The following is a 14,746-nucleotide window of genomic DNA, read 5'->3' on the forward strand; positions in this document are numbered from 1 at the left end:
TTCGACCTGGAAGGCGGACGGAACCGCGTCCGCTACGCCCCCACGTCCCTCACGCTGCGCCGCGGCGGCACGCCTCGCCGACGGCCTCAAGAACGGGTGAGGAGTTCGGTGAGGTCCGTCAGCGCGGCGTCCCACCCGTGGGCCAGCACCACGCCGGCGGGGTTCAGGACCACCTCGTCGACTCCGGCCGTCCCGTAGGCGGCGAGCTCGGTCGCCAGTTGGCCGGGCGAGCCGTAGAGGAAGACTCCGGACTCGACGAGTTCGCGGGCGCCGGCCACCGGGTCGCGGGTGTCCAGGTGCAGGCCCGCGCGGCGGAGCATGTCGGCGTAGTGCGGCGCGCCGAGGTGCCGGCCGGCGCCGTGCTGGGCCAGCACCATCGGGTGGCGGCCCGGCCGGGCGACGGCGGCGTGCACCACGGTCACCACTCGCGGCGGGGCCGCCGGTCTCGGCGGGGCCGCCACCCGGCCCGTCGTCGCTGCGCCTTCGGCCAGGGCGGGGACGAGGACCTCGGCCACGTAGCGGGGCGGGGTCATCCAGGTGATCGCGACGTCCGCGACCCGCCCGGCCGCGCGGGCCATGGCGGGTCGCAGGACGCCCGCGCCCAGCTCGACCGCCGGCGGGTGCTCCCCGTGCGGGAGCCGAAGCCCTGGCACGGCGGAACCGGGGCCCGGTGCGGGCGGCCCGGCCGACCGGCCGTCCAACAGCGTGCGGACGGCGCCGACGTAGTCCGCCACGGCCTCGGCCGGCCGGGCGTAGGGGGCGCCCAACAGGCCGCCGACGAGCGAGGGTTCACCCGCGCCGTAGCCGATCACCGGCCGGTGTCCGGTGAGCACGGCCAAGGACTGGGCCTGGGCGGCCGCCTCGAAGGGGTGCCGCAGGGCAGTCAGCGTGACCGAGAGTCCGACCGGGATCCGCTGCCCCGTCCCGGCCAGCCAGGCCAGCGCCTGGTGGCTCTCCACCGCCAGGGACTGCCCGAGCCAGAGCCGGTCGGCCGCTCCGGCGCTCACCAGCGAGGCGAGCGCCGTCAGCGCGGTGAGGTCGGCCCGGTCGCGGAGGGCGTGCGGGAAGAGGACGGAGATCCGCATGCCGCTCAGCCGTTCCGCGAGGGGTCGGTGGGGTCGGTGGCCGCGTCGCGCAGCGATCGGGCGACGGAGGCGGCGAGCGCCGGTCCGCCTGATCCGTCCGGGCCGTCCGGGGCGGCCGCGTGTCGCAGTACTCCTTCGGCCACCGCCGCCGCCCGGTGCTGGCCGAAGCTCCGGCCGCGCCACCCGGCCCTGGTGTCGCCGGGCTCGTCGGCGGTGGCGATGCCCGGCCCCAACGGGTGGGCGAAGACCGAGGTCTGCGCGCCGAGACCGGGCAGGTCGCGCAGCGCCGCCACCAAGGCCGTCAACTCGCCGGCGTGGGAGCGGGGGAGGTAGAGCACGACCGCGTCGCGACGCGGGTACGACCAGGGCCGGGACAGCACCTTGGCCCGGTACCGCAGCGAGCGGGCGGCCGACTCCCGGAGCAGCGCCGCCCAGAGCGCGGGCGCGGCGGCGGGCTCCTCGACGTGCAGGTAGAGCCGCCGCACCAACTCGCCCTCGTGCGGCCCGCCGTGCGGCCCGTCCACCAGCAGGAAGCCGGGCGACAGTGCGGGGCGGACGGCGGGCAGCTCGACGGTCACGGACGTGTCCGCCGGTCGCGGGCCGTCGCTCCGGACGGCGGCGGCCGGGACGCGGACCGTCACTCCGCCCAGCTCGACCGTGAACTCCGTGGCGGCGCCCCCGGCTCCGGTCCCGGGCTCAGCCCCGGCCCCAGCTACGGCCCCGGTCCCGGCCTCGGTCGGGACGGCGGCGCGCAGGCGGGCGGGGGCGAGCGTGTCCGCGTGCGGTGTCGCCGAGATCAGCTGCCGCTCGAACTCCACGTCACGGCGGGGCAGTCGAGTGGCGGTGCGGGACCGGTCGAGGCGCGACCGGTCGAGGCCGGCGTGCCACTGCTCGTAGAGCGCCGCGCCCAGGGCGAACCGCAGGCCGCGCGGCGAGTCGGCGCTGATGCGGTGGCCGTCCACCGAGACGGCCTGCGGGTACTCGGTGAGGTCGATGCCGGTGAGCGCGGCCGCGAGCTGTTCGGACACGTGTGTCATGACGCCACCAGCCCGATCGCCTCGATGAACCGGTCCGGGGCGAGCAGTGCCCCGCGTCCCACACCGGCGATGCCGCGCTGAACCGCGCTCAGGGTGGGCCGGACGCTCGCGGTGGCCATGGTGCGGTCGAAGAGGTGCCAGCCGGCGTACCCGACCACCCGCTCGGCGAGTTCGGGATCGAGCCGGTCGGCGTGCTGCCGGTAGCCCTGCCAGAAGGCGCCGATCACCGGGAGGACGGCGGCCAGTTCGCGCTCTCCGCTGCGCATGAGGGTGCCGTGGGCGTCGGCGGGTCGGCCGCCGTCGGCCTCAGCGTCAATGGGGTCGACCTCCACGTCGACCTCGTCGGTGTCGACGCCGGTGAACATCCGGCTCGCCGCCCGGTACAGCCACTGCCCGACGAAGCCGCCGAGGTCGATCGCCGGGTCGGCGAGCTGGAACTCCTCCCAGTCGGTCAGCTGGAGCGTGCCGTCACAGAGCAGGAACTGGTCCAGCCGCAGGTCGCCGTGGACCGGACGGTGGTCGGCGGCGGCCGAGCGGGCGTCCAACGCGCGCAGGGCGCCGTGCAGTCGGCGGTCCTGCTGGAGCAGGCCCCAGAGGGCCAGTTCGGCGCCGCTGCTCGCGGTGTACTCGGCCACGGTCAGCGCGGCCAGCCGGTGGCCGGTGCGCGCGCCGGGGCGGGGCTTGGGCCGGACGTCAGCCGTCGGGAAGCCGTGCAGCTCGGCGAGCGCCCGGCCGGCCCGCCGGGCGAGTGCGGTGTCGAAGCCGTCCTCGTCGGCGAGGGTGTTCCCGGTGACGGCGTCCGCCAGCAGGTCGAAGACCAGCACCAACCGCTTCCGGTCGCCGCCGAGCAGCGCCGGCGACTCCCAGGAGAGTGCGCCGGCCCCGGTCCGGGCCGACTCGAAGGCGCAGGAGCGGTCGTAGCGGTCGGTTCCGTCGGGGGCCTGGCCGTCGAGCCGTTTGATGAAGACGCCGGTGCCGTCCGTGGTGCGTCCCGCCCACGAGTCGTTGCGGCCGAGATGGCTCACCAGGCTGTCCGGCTCCAGCGGGGCGAAGCCCAACGCGGCCAGTGCCACCGGCACTTCGGGCGCGTACTCGAAGAGGCCCGGGGTGCGGCCGGGGCCGGCCCGGTCGGCTGCCGGCGTTGCCGGTGGGGTCGAGACTGTCGCTGCCATGGCGGCCACGCTAGGGATCCCGGCCGGCGGTCACCACGGGCAGGCTCCTGTCATGCCCGAGTGGGCAAGGGGCAGGATGCCCCACTTTCCTGCTACTGGGCACTGGCATCGAACGCCTGATCTGCTGGGGGCAGTCGAGGAACCCGCACCTCGCCGAAATCCGAAACCGAAACCGAATCCGGGCCCGATCCGAGCTCGAATCCGACGAGTCGAGAGGATGACCATGAGCTCTGCTGACCTGATGGGCGGCTACGCCGCCTACACCACCCCGAACGCGGCGATCGAGGAGCTCGCCAGCACCGGCATCACGGCCGAGTTGGAGTTCACCCCGGTCCTCACGGTCACCCCGTGGACCGAGGCGATCTCCCTGGTGGTGGTCTCCATCGCCACCCAGCTGTGATCCACTCACAGACCTGATTTCGCTTCCATCTCAAGGGAGTTCGACATGAGTACTGCTGATCTGATGGGCGGCTACGCCGCCTACACCACGCCGAACGCCGCGATCGCGGAGCTCGCCAGCACCGGCGTCGCCGGCGTCCCGGCGGAGCTGGAGGTCACCCCGAGCGTCTCGCTCGTCGTCCTCTCGCTCGTCACGATCACCATCATCGGCTGACGGACTCGTCGAGCGTCACGTCGTCCGGGCCCCGCCGCGCGCTGCGGGCGGGGCCCGCCCGGCAGCCGGAGCGGTGCACCCAGCCGGCGACGCCGACCCGCGAGGAGCACTGCAACCGCCGCATCGTCTCGCGGAGGTGGTTGACCACCGTCCACTCCGAGATGCCCAGGCGGCGCGCGATCTGATGATTGCTCAGTCCGTCGGCCACCAGGAGTGAGACCTCCAGTTGGCGGCTGGTCAGCTGCTGCCTCGGCGGTGCCTCGACGGAGTCCGACTCGGCGAGGGGGAGGACGGGGGAGAGGGAGCAGAGCAGGTCCAGGAGCGCGGTGGCCGCGCCGGCTGCCAGCGCGTGGGCGAACTCGTCCTCGGCGAGCCGGCGACGGATGCCGGGCAGCAGCCGAGCGGTGGCCAGGTCGGGATCCGCGGGGTCGCCGGGAATGCCGGCTCGCCCCGGATGGAAGCTGCCCAGCAGCCGGGCGGCGTCGGTCGCCCGCGCCGGCGCGGGGCGTAGGGGGCTCGCGACCAGGCCGACCAGCGCGCCGAGCGTGGCGACCGCGCCGAGTGGGCGCAGGTGGGCCAGCCCCTCGACGTAGTGGGCGCGGGACGCGGACGGATCTCCGTCGGCGGCGGCGAGCAGGCCCAGGTGCAGCAGGGCCGTTCCGGCCAGCAGCACGTCCCCCCGGCGTCGGGCCGCGGTCAGCACCCGGCCCGCCAGTGCGCGGCCGGGCCCGGTCCGGCCGAGCCGAAGCTCGGCCAGGGCGGCCTCCAACTCGACGCGCAGGGCCGCCGGTTCGTCGTCGGCCGCACGGAGGAGCGCTGCTGCCCCGGTGAGGGCGGCGAGGGCTCGGTCGGGGTCCCGGTCGCATCCGGTCAGGCCCCGCAGCCGCAGGAGTCGGGCCGCCATGGAGGGTTCATCTGGAGTGGTCCGGGATCGGTCGGGCAGGGATGAGGCCGCCTCGGCTTCGTCCAGCAGGGCACTCGCCAACTCGTGGTCGCCGTCGAGCAGTCGGGCCTCGGCGCGGATCAGCGCGAGCCGGACTCGTGCTCGCCCATCGGTGATTCCGGCAGGGCCGGTTGGGCTGGTGGCGCCGAGCGGCACGGCGGGCCGGTCGGCCCAGTCCGGGCCGAGGCCGACGACTCGGGCGTGGGCGAGCAACTGCTCCATCAGGTCGAGGGCCTCGACAGTGAACCCGTGCCGGCTCAGCGTGTCGACCGCCAGCCGGAGGTTGGCCTCCTCGACGCGCAGGGCGAGCAGGGCTGTCGGCTGATCGCCGGCGGCCAGCCGCCGGGCGGCCCCGGCGGCGAGCCGGGCGTAGTAGCGCGCATGACGGAGCGTGAGGACGACGAGCGGGCCGCTGGCAGGCCGGACCTCGGGCAGGTCGCCGAACGGTACGTACAGTCGCGTCTCGGCCGCACCGTCCAATCGGCCGGACGGCCGGTCCTCCAGCGTCAGCGACTGCCGGTCGAGCAGGGCTTCCAGCGCCGCCGGGAAGGCACTCGGCGCGATCCCGGCCACCGCCCGGAGCGCCTCGGGCCCGAACCCGCCGGCGAACAGGGGTGTGCAGGACATCAGCCGCGCCGCGTCGGCGCCGAGCGGGCCGTACCGTCCTGATGGCCGTCCCGCCTCTCGCCCTACCCCTCGTCCCGGCGACCGGTCCGCCGACGGGACGGGCAGCGGGCCAGGCGGCTCGACATACGCGGCCACCAGGCTGCCTCCCCCCGCCCCGCCGAGTGCGGCCAGCACGGTGCCGACGCCCTCCAGCGCCGCCACCCGGGCCGCGAGCACCAACGCCCCAGGCAGTCCCCGGAGTTCCACGCAGATCCGGCCCACGGTCTGCTGGTTCCGGGAGGTCACCGTGAAGCCCGGGCTCCAGGCCCGCCGGGCGGCCGTGAAGACCTGCACCGCGGGGGTGCGGCAGAAGGCGTCCAGGTCGGCCGGTGACCAGTCCACCGGAACGGCCAGCGGGTCCACCCGATACGCCACGCCCGCGCCGGCGGGTGACAGCCGACCGGTGGCGAGCACCTTCGCCCCACGCGGGGCACACCGGGCCAGCAGCGCCAGGTAGTCGTCCGTTTCGACCTGATCGACCGTCAGAAGCTCGGCTGGTCCCGGAGTTCCGGTCGCCCCGCCCGCCGCCCGGTACCGCTCGGCGACCGCGAACGCCAGCCGGGTCTTGCCGCTGCCCGGAAGGCCGTGCAGCAGCACGCCGGGTACGGCGGGGTCGGCGAGTAGCCGCAGCAGCTCGGCCGTCTCACGTGCTCGCCCGAACAGCTCACCCGTGAAGGCCCGGTGGTCCGCGGGTTCCTGCCGGGGGATGCCGGACTCGAACAAGATGGTCATGGACGGCTCCAGAGCTGGCTCCGCCCGCCTACACAGCGCAGGTGCGCCGGCGGGATCGTCCGTACTGATCCTGGACGGCGGCGCCGACCGGCGGTATCCCAGACTTCTGGGACGCCGCCGGTTCAGCACCGCCGGTTCAGCACCGCCGGTTCAGCATCGGCGCGCGGCCAGGCTCAACTCCTCGTCCAGGTCGGCCCGCCGTTCGGTTCCGGGTTCACCGCAGTCCCCGGTGCCGGCGGTGGTGGCCCGCATGGTGGTGGTGGTGCCGGTTGCGCCGTCGCCACCGCCGTCGACCGGCTCCCGCCGCCGAGGCTCCGGCCGCCGACGATCCGGTGGACCGGGACGAGTCGGCGAAGGCGTCGCCCGACTCCCGCCCGGAGTCCTTCGATCCTGCGGGCAGCACGTCGATCCGGCCCATCTGGCCGTGCGAGGAGTGCACCATGTGGTGGCAGTGGTAGACGTACTCGCCCGGATATTCGCCCCAGGTCATGGCGATCCGGACGCTCTCCCCCGGGTGGACCGTGATGGTGTCCTTCAGCCCGGCCTCGGCCGGGCCGACCGGCACCCCGTCACGGTCCAGCACGCGGAACTGCACCAGGTGGGTGTGGAAGGAGTGGGGGGCGTGGAAGACCCCGGCCGGCGGGCGGGTGAGGTGGTTGCGGATCGTCCAGATCTCGCTGCTGCCGACGGTGGTCCGCACGTCGGTCCGCTTCGGGTCGTACTTGCGCCCGTTGATCCTGGCGTCCGGGAAGGTCGTCAGCGCGAACTCCCGGTGCACCGTCGCCTTCGGGATCGGCGGCAGAGTGGCCAGGACGTCCGGAATCCGGCTCCGGTCCTCGGCCGTCCGGGTGATGTCGAAGCGCAGCACCTCGGTCCGCTCGCTCTCCAGCGCGGCCGTGTTCTCCAGCACCACCGATCCGCCGACCGGGTAGCGGGCGAAGTCGACCACGATCTCGGCGCGCTCCGCGCCGGTCAGGGTCAGCTCGTGCAGCGTCACCGGCGCGGCGAGCAGTCCGCCGTCCGAGGCGATCTGGGTGAACGGCTGGCCGTCGGCGAGGCGCAGCGACACATGGCGGTTGGGCGAGACGTTGAAGACCCGCAGCCGGTACTTGCGCGCGGCCACCTGGAAGTAGGGCCGCTCCTTGCCGTTGACCAGCATGTGCGGGCACGCGTACGGGTCGGTGTAGACCAGCCTGCCGTCGGTCTCGATCCGGGCATCCCGGATCAGCAGCGGGATGTCGAACTCGCCGTTCGGCAGCGGCAGGCCGCTCTCGTGCGGGTCGCTGAGCAGGTAGGCGCCGGCCAGGCCGCGGTAGACGTTCTCGGCCTCCAGCTCGTGCGCGTGGTCGTGGTACCAGAGCGAGGCGGCCACCTGCTCGTTGGGGTAGCGGTACTCGCGGGTCTCGCCGGGCTGGACGAGGTCCATCGGCAGGCCGTCGTAGCGCGAGTGCACCTGGCCGCCGTGCAGGTGGACGGAGGTGTGCACGCGCAGGTCGTTGGTCTGCTGGACCACCACCTCCCGCCCTCTGACCGCCCGGATGGTCGGACCGGGGAAGCAGCCGCCGAAGGTCCGGACGGTGGTCAGCAGCCCCTTGACGATCTCCGCCTGGGTATCGGCCATCCGCAGCCGGTACAGGTCCGAGGAGTCCGTCCGCGACACCGGGTTCAGCACGGGGGGCACCGGCATGGCGTGCTCGAAGGGGGTGATCCGGGCGGCCGACCGCTTGGCCTCCGACCTGGGCGGCGCGGCGTGCGCGGCCGGAGCGGCTTGCGTGGCCGGCGCGGCCGACAACGCCAGGGACGAGACCCGGGCCCCGCCCGGTGCGCGGTCCCAGGGGAAGAGGACCGCCGGGCCGCCTATCGCGGCGGCTTTCAAGAGGTCTCGTCGGTTCAGCATTCCCGGTCTTTCCGTCCAGGGCCGGGCGGTCGGTACGCCGCCGGGCCAGTGGTCGCCGGTCGTGGCTTCCGGCGGCCCTGCTCGGTGGCCGCCGCGCGCACGCCGGCGCGGGCCGGGCGTGTCGGACCGTAGCGCCGACGCGACGTTCCGTCACTGCCCGTTGGCTCAGTATCGGCGAGCTTCGCGCGCTCCGCAGCGCGACCGCACCTGCCCGGGCCCTGACCCAGCGCCCGGCCCCCTGCCCCCTGCCCCCTGCCCCCGGAACGACGGACGCGGGGCCGGGCACCTGGTGCCCGGCCCGGCCGCCGATCAGGAATCGGGCGACGCCCAGGTGCCCAGGGACATCTCGGCGGTGATCCCCGGGCCGAACCCGGCCAGCAGCCCTTGGTGCCCGTCGAGGGCCGACTTCTCGTCGAACATCCGGGCCAGGGCGTCGAGTACGACCGCACTGGCGATGTTGCCGTACTGGGTGAGGGTGGCCCGGCTGAAGCGGAACGCCTCGGGCGGCACCTCCAGGAAGCGACTGAGGTCGTCCAGGATGCGTGGGCCGCCGGCGTGGACGATGTAGAAGTCCAGCGTGCCCACGTCCCACTGGTGCTGCTCCGCCACCGCGCGCAGGGCCGGGCTGAGCGGCTCCATCGTCCCCGGCACCCTCTTGTCCAGCTGGAAGTGGAATCCGGTGGGGCGGACCGCGTAGGAGATCCACTCCTCGGTGTCCGGGATGAGGTACGAGCCGTTGCGTTCCAGCCGCATTCCGGTCCCGCCCTCGCCCCGGACCACGGCGGCGGCGATCCCGTCGCCGAACAGGCCGTTGGACAGCAGCGAGCCCACGCCCAGGTCCGTGGGCTGGTAGCACAGCGAGCAGAACTCGCAGGCCACGATCAGCACGTTGGCGCCCGGGTAGGCCGAGCAGAAGTCGTGGGCCCGGTTCACCGCCGCACCGCCGCCCGCACACCCCAGTTGGGCGATCGGCAGCTGCCGGGTCTCCGGCCGGAAGCCCAGCCTGTTGATCAGCCACGCCGTGAGCGACGGCATCATGAAACCGGTGCACGACACATAGACGATCAAGTCGATCTGGGACGCCTCCACTTGGGCCTGTTCGAGGGCCCTGATAACCACCGCCGGGACGCGGGCCTTCGACTCCGCCGCGAAGACGGCACTGCGCTCGTCCCACCCCGGGTGCTTCAGCACCACTTCGATGGGTTGGATCAGGTGCCGCTTGCGCACTCCGGTGTTCTTGATGAGACGCAGCGCCAGTTCGAGCTGTGGATGGTCGGGGTGGAGCCTGCGCGCCAGCTCGATGGTCTCCTCGTTGGTGATGACGTGCTCGGGTACGTCTATCGCCGGTTTGCACAGAACTGCCACGGCACTTCCTCCAGACGAGCGGTGTTCCCGGTGCGACCCTGGCGGGGCGGGATTTCACCACTCGACGGCAGCCGCTGCGAGCCGGACGCGCGGAGGGCGCGGTCGGCGGGACGCACCGGGCGGGACCCAACTCAGCGGCCGACGAGCCGACCGGGCGAGCATCGGTTGATCGCGGTGCGGGCGGTCGTGCTGGCCGCAAGTTGGTTCAGGCCACCTAGCCCAATTTACGGAAGGCGGGCCCGTCCCGCATGTCGGCCCGCACACCCCCGGGGGTGCGGGCCGACATGCGCGGTGTTTCCGGCAGCGGGTGGCTGCGGGCGGCCGCCGGAGCGTGGGGGCACCGTCACCAGGTGACCGGCAGCGCCAGCGGATAGCGCCAGATGGACGTGGTGTTCCACGCCAGCTCCGCGGCCGGCTTCGCCAGCGCGATCCTGGGGAAGCGCTCCAGCAGCGTCCCGAGGGCGACTTCGAGTTCGGTGACGGCCAGCGGCGCGCCGAGGCAGTGGTGCGCGCCCCAGCCGAAGGTCATGTGGGAGGGGCTGGTCCGCTCCAGGTCCAGCTCGTCGGGCCGGTCGAACCTGCGGCCGTCCCGGTTGGCCGTCAGGTAGGAGACGTGCACGATGTCCCCCGCCGGGATCGTCACCCCGCTCAGCTCCACGTCCTCAAGGGCCACCCGGGGGATGCCGACGCCCTTGCGGAAGGGGATGAAGCGCAGCAGCTCCTGGAGCGTGCGGGAGAGCGTCTCGGGCCGCTCGCGCAGTGCGGCGAGCACGTCGGGCCGGCTGAGGATGGTGTACGAGAGGTTGCCGAGCTCGTACGTCGTGGTGTCCTGGCCCGTGATCAGCAGGACCATGGCCATCACGGTGAGTTCCTTCTCGTCGAGGACCTCGTCGCCGTCGCGGGCCGTGGCCAGCACGCTGATCAGGTCGTCGCCGGGGTTCCTGCGCCGTTCGGCGGTCAGCTCGGCGAAGTACGCCCGCAGGTCGGCCTTGGCGCGTACCGCGTTCGGCTTGTTGGCCAGGCTCACGTCCATCATCGTCCGGGCGTTGGCGCGCAGCTGGGCGCTGTCGGCCTCGGGGATCTCCAGGACCTCGCAGATCGTGATCAGCGGGAGCGGATGGGCCAGGTGCTCCATGAGGTCGGCCGGGGGGCCCTGGTCCCGCATGCGGTCCAGCAGCCCGTTCACCACGTGCTGGGTGCGCTCCCTCATCCGCTCGATGTGGTCGGGGGTGAAGCCCTTGGACACCAGGCTGCGCAGGCGGGCGCTGGCGGGCGGGTCCATGACGTTGATCGCCTCGGCCTGGACGATCGGCTCCGGGGTCATGCGCGGGAAGTCCCGGCCGACGATGGCGTGGCGGCTGAACCGCCGGTCGGTGGTCACCGTGCGCACGTCGTCGTAGCCCGTGACGAGCCAGGCCTCCCCCTCGCCGTAGGGCAGGCGGATGCGGCTGACCGGTGCGTCGTTCATGAGCTGCCGGAGCGTCGGGTCGAACTCTAGGGTCTCGGCGAAGTCGAACGGGCAGTTCCGTGCGCTGGAGTCGGTGGACATGCGGACCTCCAGGTCTGGGCCGCGCGGGCCGGATGGGGGAGGCGGACGGAATGCACCGGTACCCGATCGGTCGGCCGCACACACCGGCGGACGGGCGAGAGCGCCGGTAATTCATCCGGTCTGATCAGCGGATCGGCTCCACCCGCGCCGGGGCCTGCCACTGGTCGGTGGCAGGCCCCGGCGGCCCCGGCCAGGGTGCCTCAGCCCTCCCCGGCGGCCCGGTGCCCGTGCCGGAAGAGCGGGGCGCGGGTGTCGAAGGGCACGTCCTCGCGGCAGGCGGCGACGGCGGCGTCCGAGCGGGGGAGGTCGAACGGGAGCGTCGCGGTCATCGGGGCCCGGCCGAGCGCGGCGTCCAGCACGACCTCGTCCGCGGCGCCGAACTCGCCGATCAGCAGCGCCGCGTGCGGGGCGAGCGGGGTGAGCACGGCGGGCCGCTCCAGCTGGGCGGCGAACACCGTGGGCACGGTGGCGGCCAGCGCGGTGAGCCGGTCGACCTCGGCCGGCTCGAACTCCAGCGAGCCGCTGTGGAAGTGCTGCTCCAGCATCCCTTCACGCCGCTCGTACGGGGTGGCGAGGCGGATCACGGCCAGCTCGGCCCGCTCCGGGTCCTCGACGAGGGTGCCGTACCCGGCGGCGACGGCGGGGTCGATGCCCTCGACGTACAGCCGGGTGGCGGTGCGCGGCTCGCCGGCCAGGTGGACCACCGAGCGGCGCTGGACCTCGCGGCCCAGCGCCCGGCCCTCCGGGGCGCCGACCAGGTCGGCGGCGGCCTCCGGGTCGACGTACGGGTCGGCGAAGAGGCCGAGGCGGAACTTGTCGCGCAGGATGCGGCGGACCGACTCGTCGAGCCGGGCCTCGGTCACCGCGCCGGAGCGGACGGCGGCCAGGATCAGCTCCGGGTCCGTCTCGCCGCCGAGCTGGTCGGCGCCCGCGTCCAGGGTGAGCACGACCTGCTCGGCGACGGACAGCTCCTCGACGCCCCAGTGCCGCGGGGGCAGTGTGACCACTCCGGGGACGTCCATGCCGGTGATGGCGTTGAAGTCGGTGCAGACCACGCCGTCGAAGCCGTAGCGACCGCGCAGCAGGCCGGTGATGACGTCCCGGTTGAAGTTGGCGCCGACCTCGTCGAGGCCGCTGCCGGAGGGGATCGCGTAGGCGGGCATGATCTGCGCGGTGCCCGCGGCGAAGGCCGCCTCGAAGGGGCGCAGGTGGGTCTCGAACTCGCCGCCGGGGTAGACCAGTCGGCGCCCGGCGGCGAAGTGCGAGTCCTCGCCGCCGGCCTGCGGGCCGCCGCCGGGGAAGTGCTTGGTCATGCAGGCGACGCTGTCCGGGCCGATCGGCCCGCCCTGGAGGCCCTCGATGTAGGCGGTGATCATCCGCGAGGCGCGCTCCGGGTCCTCCCCGAAGGTGCCGCTGATCCGGGCCCAGCGGGGCTCGGTGGCGAGGTCGGCCATCGGGTGGATGGCGACCCGGATGCCGACGGCGCACAGCTCGCGGCGGATCAGGTCGGCGTAGCGGCGCACCAGGTCGGGGTCGTCGGTGGCGGCGAGGCCGATCGGCTCGGGGCCGGTGCTGAAGCCGCCGCCGGTGTGGGCGGTGGCCGGGTTGGCGGTGAAGCCGTGCCGGGGGTCGGAGGAGAGGGTGACGGGGATGCCCAGCCGGCCGGCCGCGGCGAGGTCCTGGACGTGGTTGTTCCACTCGGCCATCGCGCGCGGGTCGGGGACGGCCATCATGGCGAAGTGGGTGAGGCCGCGCTCGGTGATCAGGCGGGCGCCGGAGGGGAACGGGCCCTGGTCGCCGGGGAGCATCCGGCCGTGCAGCATCAGCGCGGCCTTCTCCTGCAAGGTCATCCGGGTGAGGAGGTCCTCGACCCGCTCCTCGACGGGCAGCCGCGGGTCCTCGTAGGGCTCCATGGTGCCGTTGTGGTTGAGGTCGCGGAAGGGCGTGCCGTCGGTGTGCCGCAGCAGGGTCAGCATGCCGTCACCTCGGCGGTGTTCGACGCGGCGGTACGGGCGGCGGTACCGGCCTCGGTGCGGGCGGCGGTGCGGGCCTCGGCACCGGCGGCTGTACGGGCGGCGGCCTTGGCGCGGAAGGCGTCCAGGGTCTCGGCGCCGACCCCGCAGGCGGTCAGGAAGCCCTCGGCGCCGCCGTTCTCGGCGCGGACCAGGTCGAGGAAGGTGCTCATCGCCCCGGCGGGAGCCTCCAGCAGCGGGGCGGGGACGACCATCCGGCCGGCCTCGACCTCGTTGAGGGCGGCCCGGTTGCGGTCGGCGAGGCCGGCCCAGATCTGCTCGATCGCCTCGTTGGTGCGGGCGTAGTCGGCGACGATCTCCTCGGCGGGCACCCCGAGCAGCTCCAGCAGCAGCGCGGTGAGCAGCCCGGTGCGGTCCTTGCCGGCCGCGCAGTGCACCAGCACGCCGCCCGGGCGGACGGCGGCCTCGACGGCGGCGGCCAGCCCCTGCGGCGCGGACTCGGCCATCAGCAGGTAGAAGGCGCCGAGGTCCTCCGCGGTGGTCATGGCCCGCATGGCCTGCGCCAGTTCGTCGTTGGTCGGCTCGATCCGGGCGGGGACGACGGCGATGCCGGCGGCCTCGGCGGCGGCCCAGTCCTCGGGGCGGCTCTCGGGCTCGCCCCGGAGGTCGACGATGGTGGTGATGCCGTGCTCGCGCAGCTGGGCGACGACGGTCTCGTCGGCGGCGGGGAAGGGCTGGGCGGAGCGGAACAGGGTGCCGGGGCGGATCCACCGGCCGGCGGGGTCGGCGAGCGCTGCGGGGTCGCGGAAGTTGACCAGGGACATGCGGGGGCCTTTCGGGAAGTGCGAAGCAGGTGGTGAAGGTGCGCGGCGGGCCGCGCGAAGGGGGGGAGGGGGGCGGAAAGGGCGTGCGGTGCCGTCCGGACGGCCGGCGGCATCGCCCAGGGGTGTCGCGGTGACGGGGTGTAGAGGTGCGGGGCTGTCGGCTCGGGTCAGCCGGCGGTGTCGAGCACGTCCCGGTAGGCCTGGCGCCATTCGGCCACCGTGCCGGTCTCGGACGCGATCAGGACGTGGTGGCGCACCATGCCGCCGAACTGCGCGCCGAGCGCGGTCGGGCGCAGGTCGGTGGCCGGGTCGACGCCGAGCCGCTCGGCCGCGATGGTGACGGTGCGTTCGGTGAAGCCGTCGATCACGACCACGGCGTAGTTGTGCACGGAACCCTGCACCTCGATCAGGCTCCGGCGCAGCCGGCGGCGGCGCTCGGTGTGCTCGACGGGCTCTTCGAGCCGGCCGCCGGTGGCGGTCAGCGCGTGGTCGAGCGCGGCCCAGAGCGGGAGTTCGGCGGGGGCGGCGGCGAAGGCGTCGAGGATGGCCTGGCCGAAGTCCCAGCCGAACAGCAGCGCCTCCTTGGCCGGGTAGTAGCGGAAGAACGTGCGGTGGGCGATGTCGGCGCGGCGGCAGATCTGGTCCACGGTGGTGCGCTCGAAGCCCTGCTCCTCGAAGAGGTCGAGCGCCGCGGTGCGGATGCTGTCGCGGGTACGCGCCTTCTTGCGGTCGCGCATGCCCTGCTCCGCCGCGGTGTCCGTCCCCTGCATGGTTCTTCCGTTTCCTCTCGGTGAGTTGAGTGTGGATGGGGCCGCCGAGGGGGCGGCTGTCAGTACCGAATCACGTCCGACCGTGCTCGCTCAAGGCGAGTGCCGACTCTTCCGGGTCTC

General features: G+C 74.0%; 11 protein-coding genes and 1 pseudogene. 2 read left to right on the forward strand and 10 right to left on the reverse strand.

The genetic code is table 11. The features are described 5' to 3' along the window. Positions 1-86 precede the first annotated feature (86 nt). Genes ACFWPI_RS01290 through lxmK form a run of 3 tightly spaced genes read right to left on the reverse strand, consistent with a single transcriptional unit; the run spans position 87 to position 3,294 of the window. A complete protein-coding gene (locus ACFWPI_RS01290; RefSeq protein WP_380369457.1) occupies positions 87-1,085 on the reverse strand; it encodes an LLM class flavin-dependent oxidoreductase in 999 nt (332 codons plus the stop codon). Between the two features lie 5 nt (positions 1,086-1,090). Further along, entirely contained in the window at positions 1,091-2,122 is a 1,032-nt protein-coding gene (locus tag ACFWPI_RS01295) for a T3SS effector HopA1 family protein (protein WP_380369460.1), read from the reverse strand. Continuing rightward, a complete protein-coding gene (gene lxmK, locus ACFWPI_RS01300) occupies positions 2,119-3,294 on the reverse strand; it encodes a class V lanthionine synthetase subunit LxmK (protein WP_380369463.1) in 1,176 nt (391 codons plus the stop codon). The genes ACFWPI_RS01295 and lxmK overlap by 4 nt, the downstream gene beginning before the upstream one ends. A gap of 223 nt (positions 3,295-3,517) precedes the next feature. Here lxmK and ACFWPI_RS01305 point away from each other — a divergent pair, with 223 nt between their 5' ends. Beyond that, a complete protein-coding gene (locus ACFWPI_RS01305) occupies positions 3,518-3,694 on the forward strand; it encodes a hypothetical protein (RefSeq protein WP_350876063.1) in 177 nt (58 codons plus the stop codon). 45 nt (positions 3,695-3,739) lie between these two features. Continuing rightward, a complete protein-coding gene (locus ACFWPI_RS01310; protein ID WP_380369466.1) occupies positions 3,740-3,907 on the forward strand; it encodes a hypothetical protein in 168 nt (55 codons plus the stop codon). Here the strand turns inward: ACFWPI_RS01310 and ACFWPI_RS01315 are convergent. The 7 genes and pseudogenes from ACFWPI_RS01315 to ACFWPI_RS01345 all read right to left on the reverse strand — a co-directional run bounded on the left by ACFWPI_RS01315 (position 3,897) and on the right by ACFWPI_RS01345 (position 14,626). Next, complete coding sequence (locus ACFWPI_RS01315) at positions 3,897-6,248, reverse strand: LuxR C-terminal-related transcriptional regulator (protein ID WP_380369469.1); 2,352 nt, start codon at positions 6,246-6,248, stop codon at positions 3,897-3,899. The genes ACFWPI_RS01310 and ACFWPI_RS01315 overlap by 11 nt on opposite strands. Before the next feature lie 214 nt (positions 6,249-6,462). Beyond that, positions 6,463-8,145, reverse strand: a complete 1,683-nt coding sequence (locus ACFWPI_RS01320; protein ID WP_380369471.1) for a multicopper oxidase family protein — start codon at positions 8,143-8,145, stop codon at positions 6,463-6,465. A gap of 309 nt (positions 8,146-8,454) precedes the next feature. Next, positions 8,455-9,519 (reverse strand): annotated as a pseudogene (locus ACFWPI_RS01325) (type III polyketide synthase); the annotation flags it as partial. A 334-nt stretch (positions 9,520-9,853) separates the two neighbouring features. Beyond that, positions 9,854-11,059 (reverse strand): cytochrome P450, encoded by a 1,206-nt coding sequence (locus tag ACFWPI_RS01330; RefSeq protein ID WP_350876052.1) that lies wholly within the window; start codon positions 11,057-11,059, stop codon positions 9,854-9,856. A gap of 200 nt (positions 11,060-11,259) precedes the next feature. Beyond that, the gene (locus tag ACFWPI_RS01335) at positions 11,260-13,035 is read right to left on the reverse strand and encodes a glycoside hydrolase family 3 protein (RefSeq protein WP_380376298.1); all 1,776 of its coding nucleotides are present in this window, start codon (positions 13,033-13,035) and stop codon (positions 11,260-11,262) included. Beyond that, positions 13,029-13,856, reverse strand: coding sequence for a tyrosine-protein phosphatase (locus tag ACFWPI_RS01340; RefSeq protein ID WP_380376295.1), 828 nt, complete (start codon positions 13,854-13,856; stop codon positions 13,029-13,031). The genes ACFWPI_RS01335 and ACFWPI_RS01340 overlap by 7 nt, the downstream gene beginning before the upstream one ends. A 167-nt stretch (positions 13,857-14,023) precedes the next feature. Further along, complete coding sequence (locus ACFWPI_RS01345) at positions 14,024-14,626, reverse strand: TetR family transcriptional regulator (RefSeq protein ID WP_063352100.1); 603 nt, start codon at positions 14,624-14,626, stop codon at positions 14,024-14,026. Positions 14,627-14,746: the final 120 nt, after the last annotated feature.

The organism is Kitasatospora sp. NPDC058492, assembly GCF_042720685.1.
In the GTDB taxonomy this organism is placed as follows: domain Bacteria; phylum Actinomycetota; class Actinomycetes; order Streptomycetales; family Streptomycetaceae; genus Kitasatospora.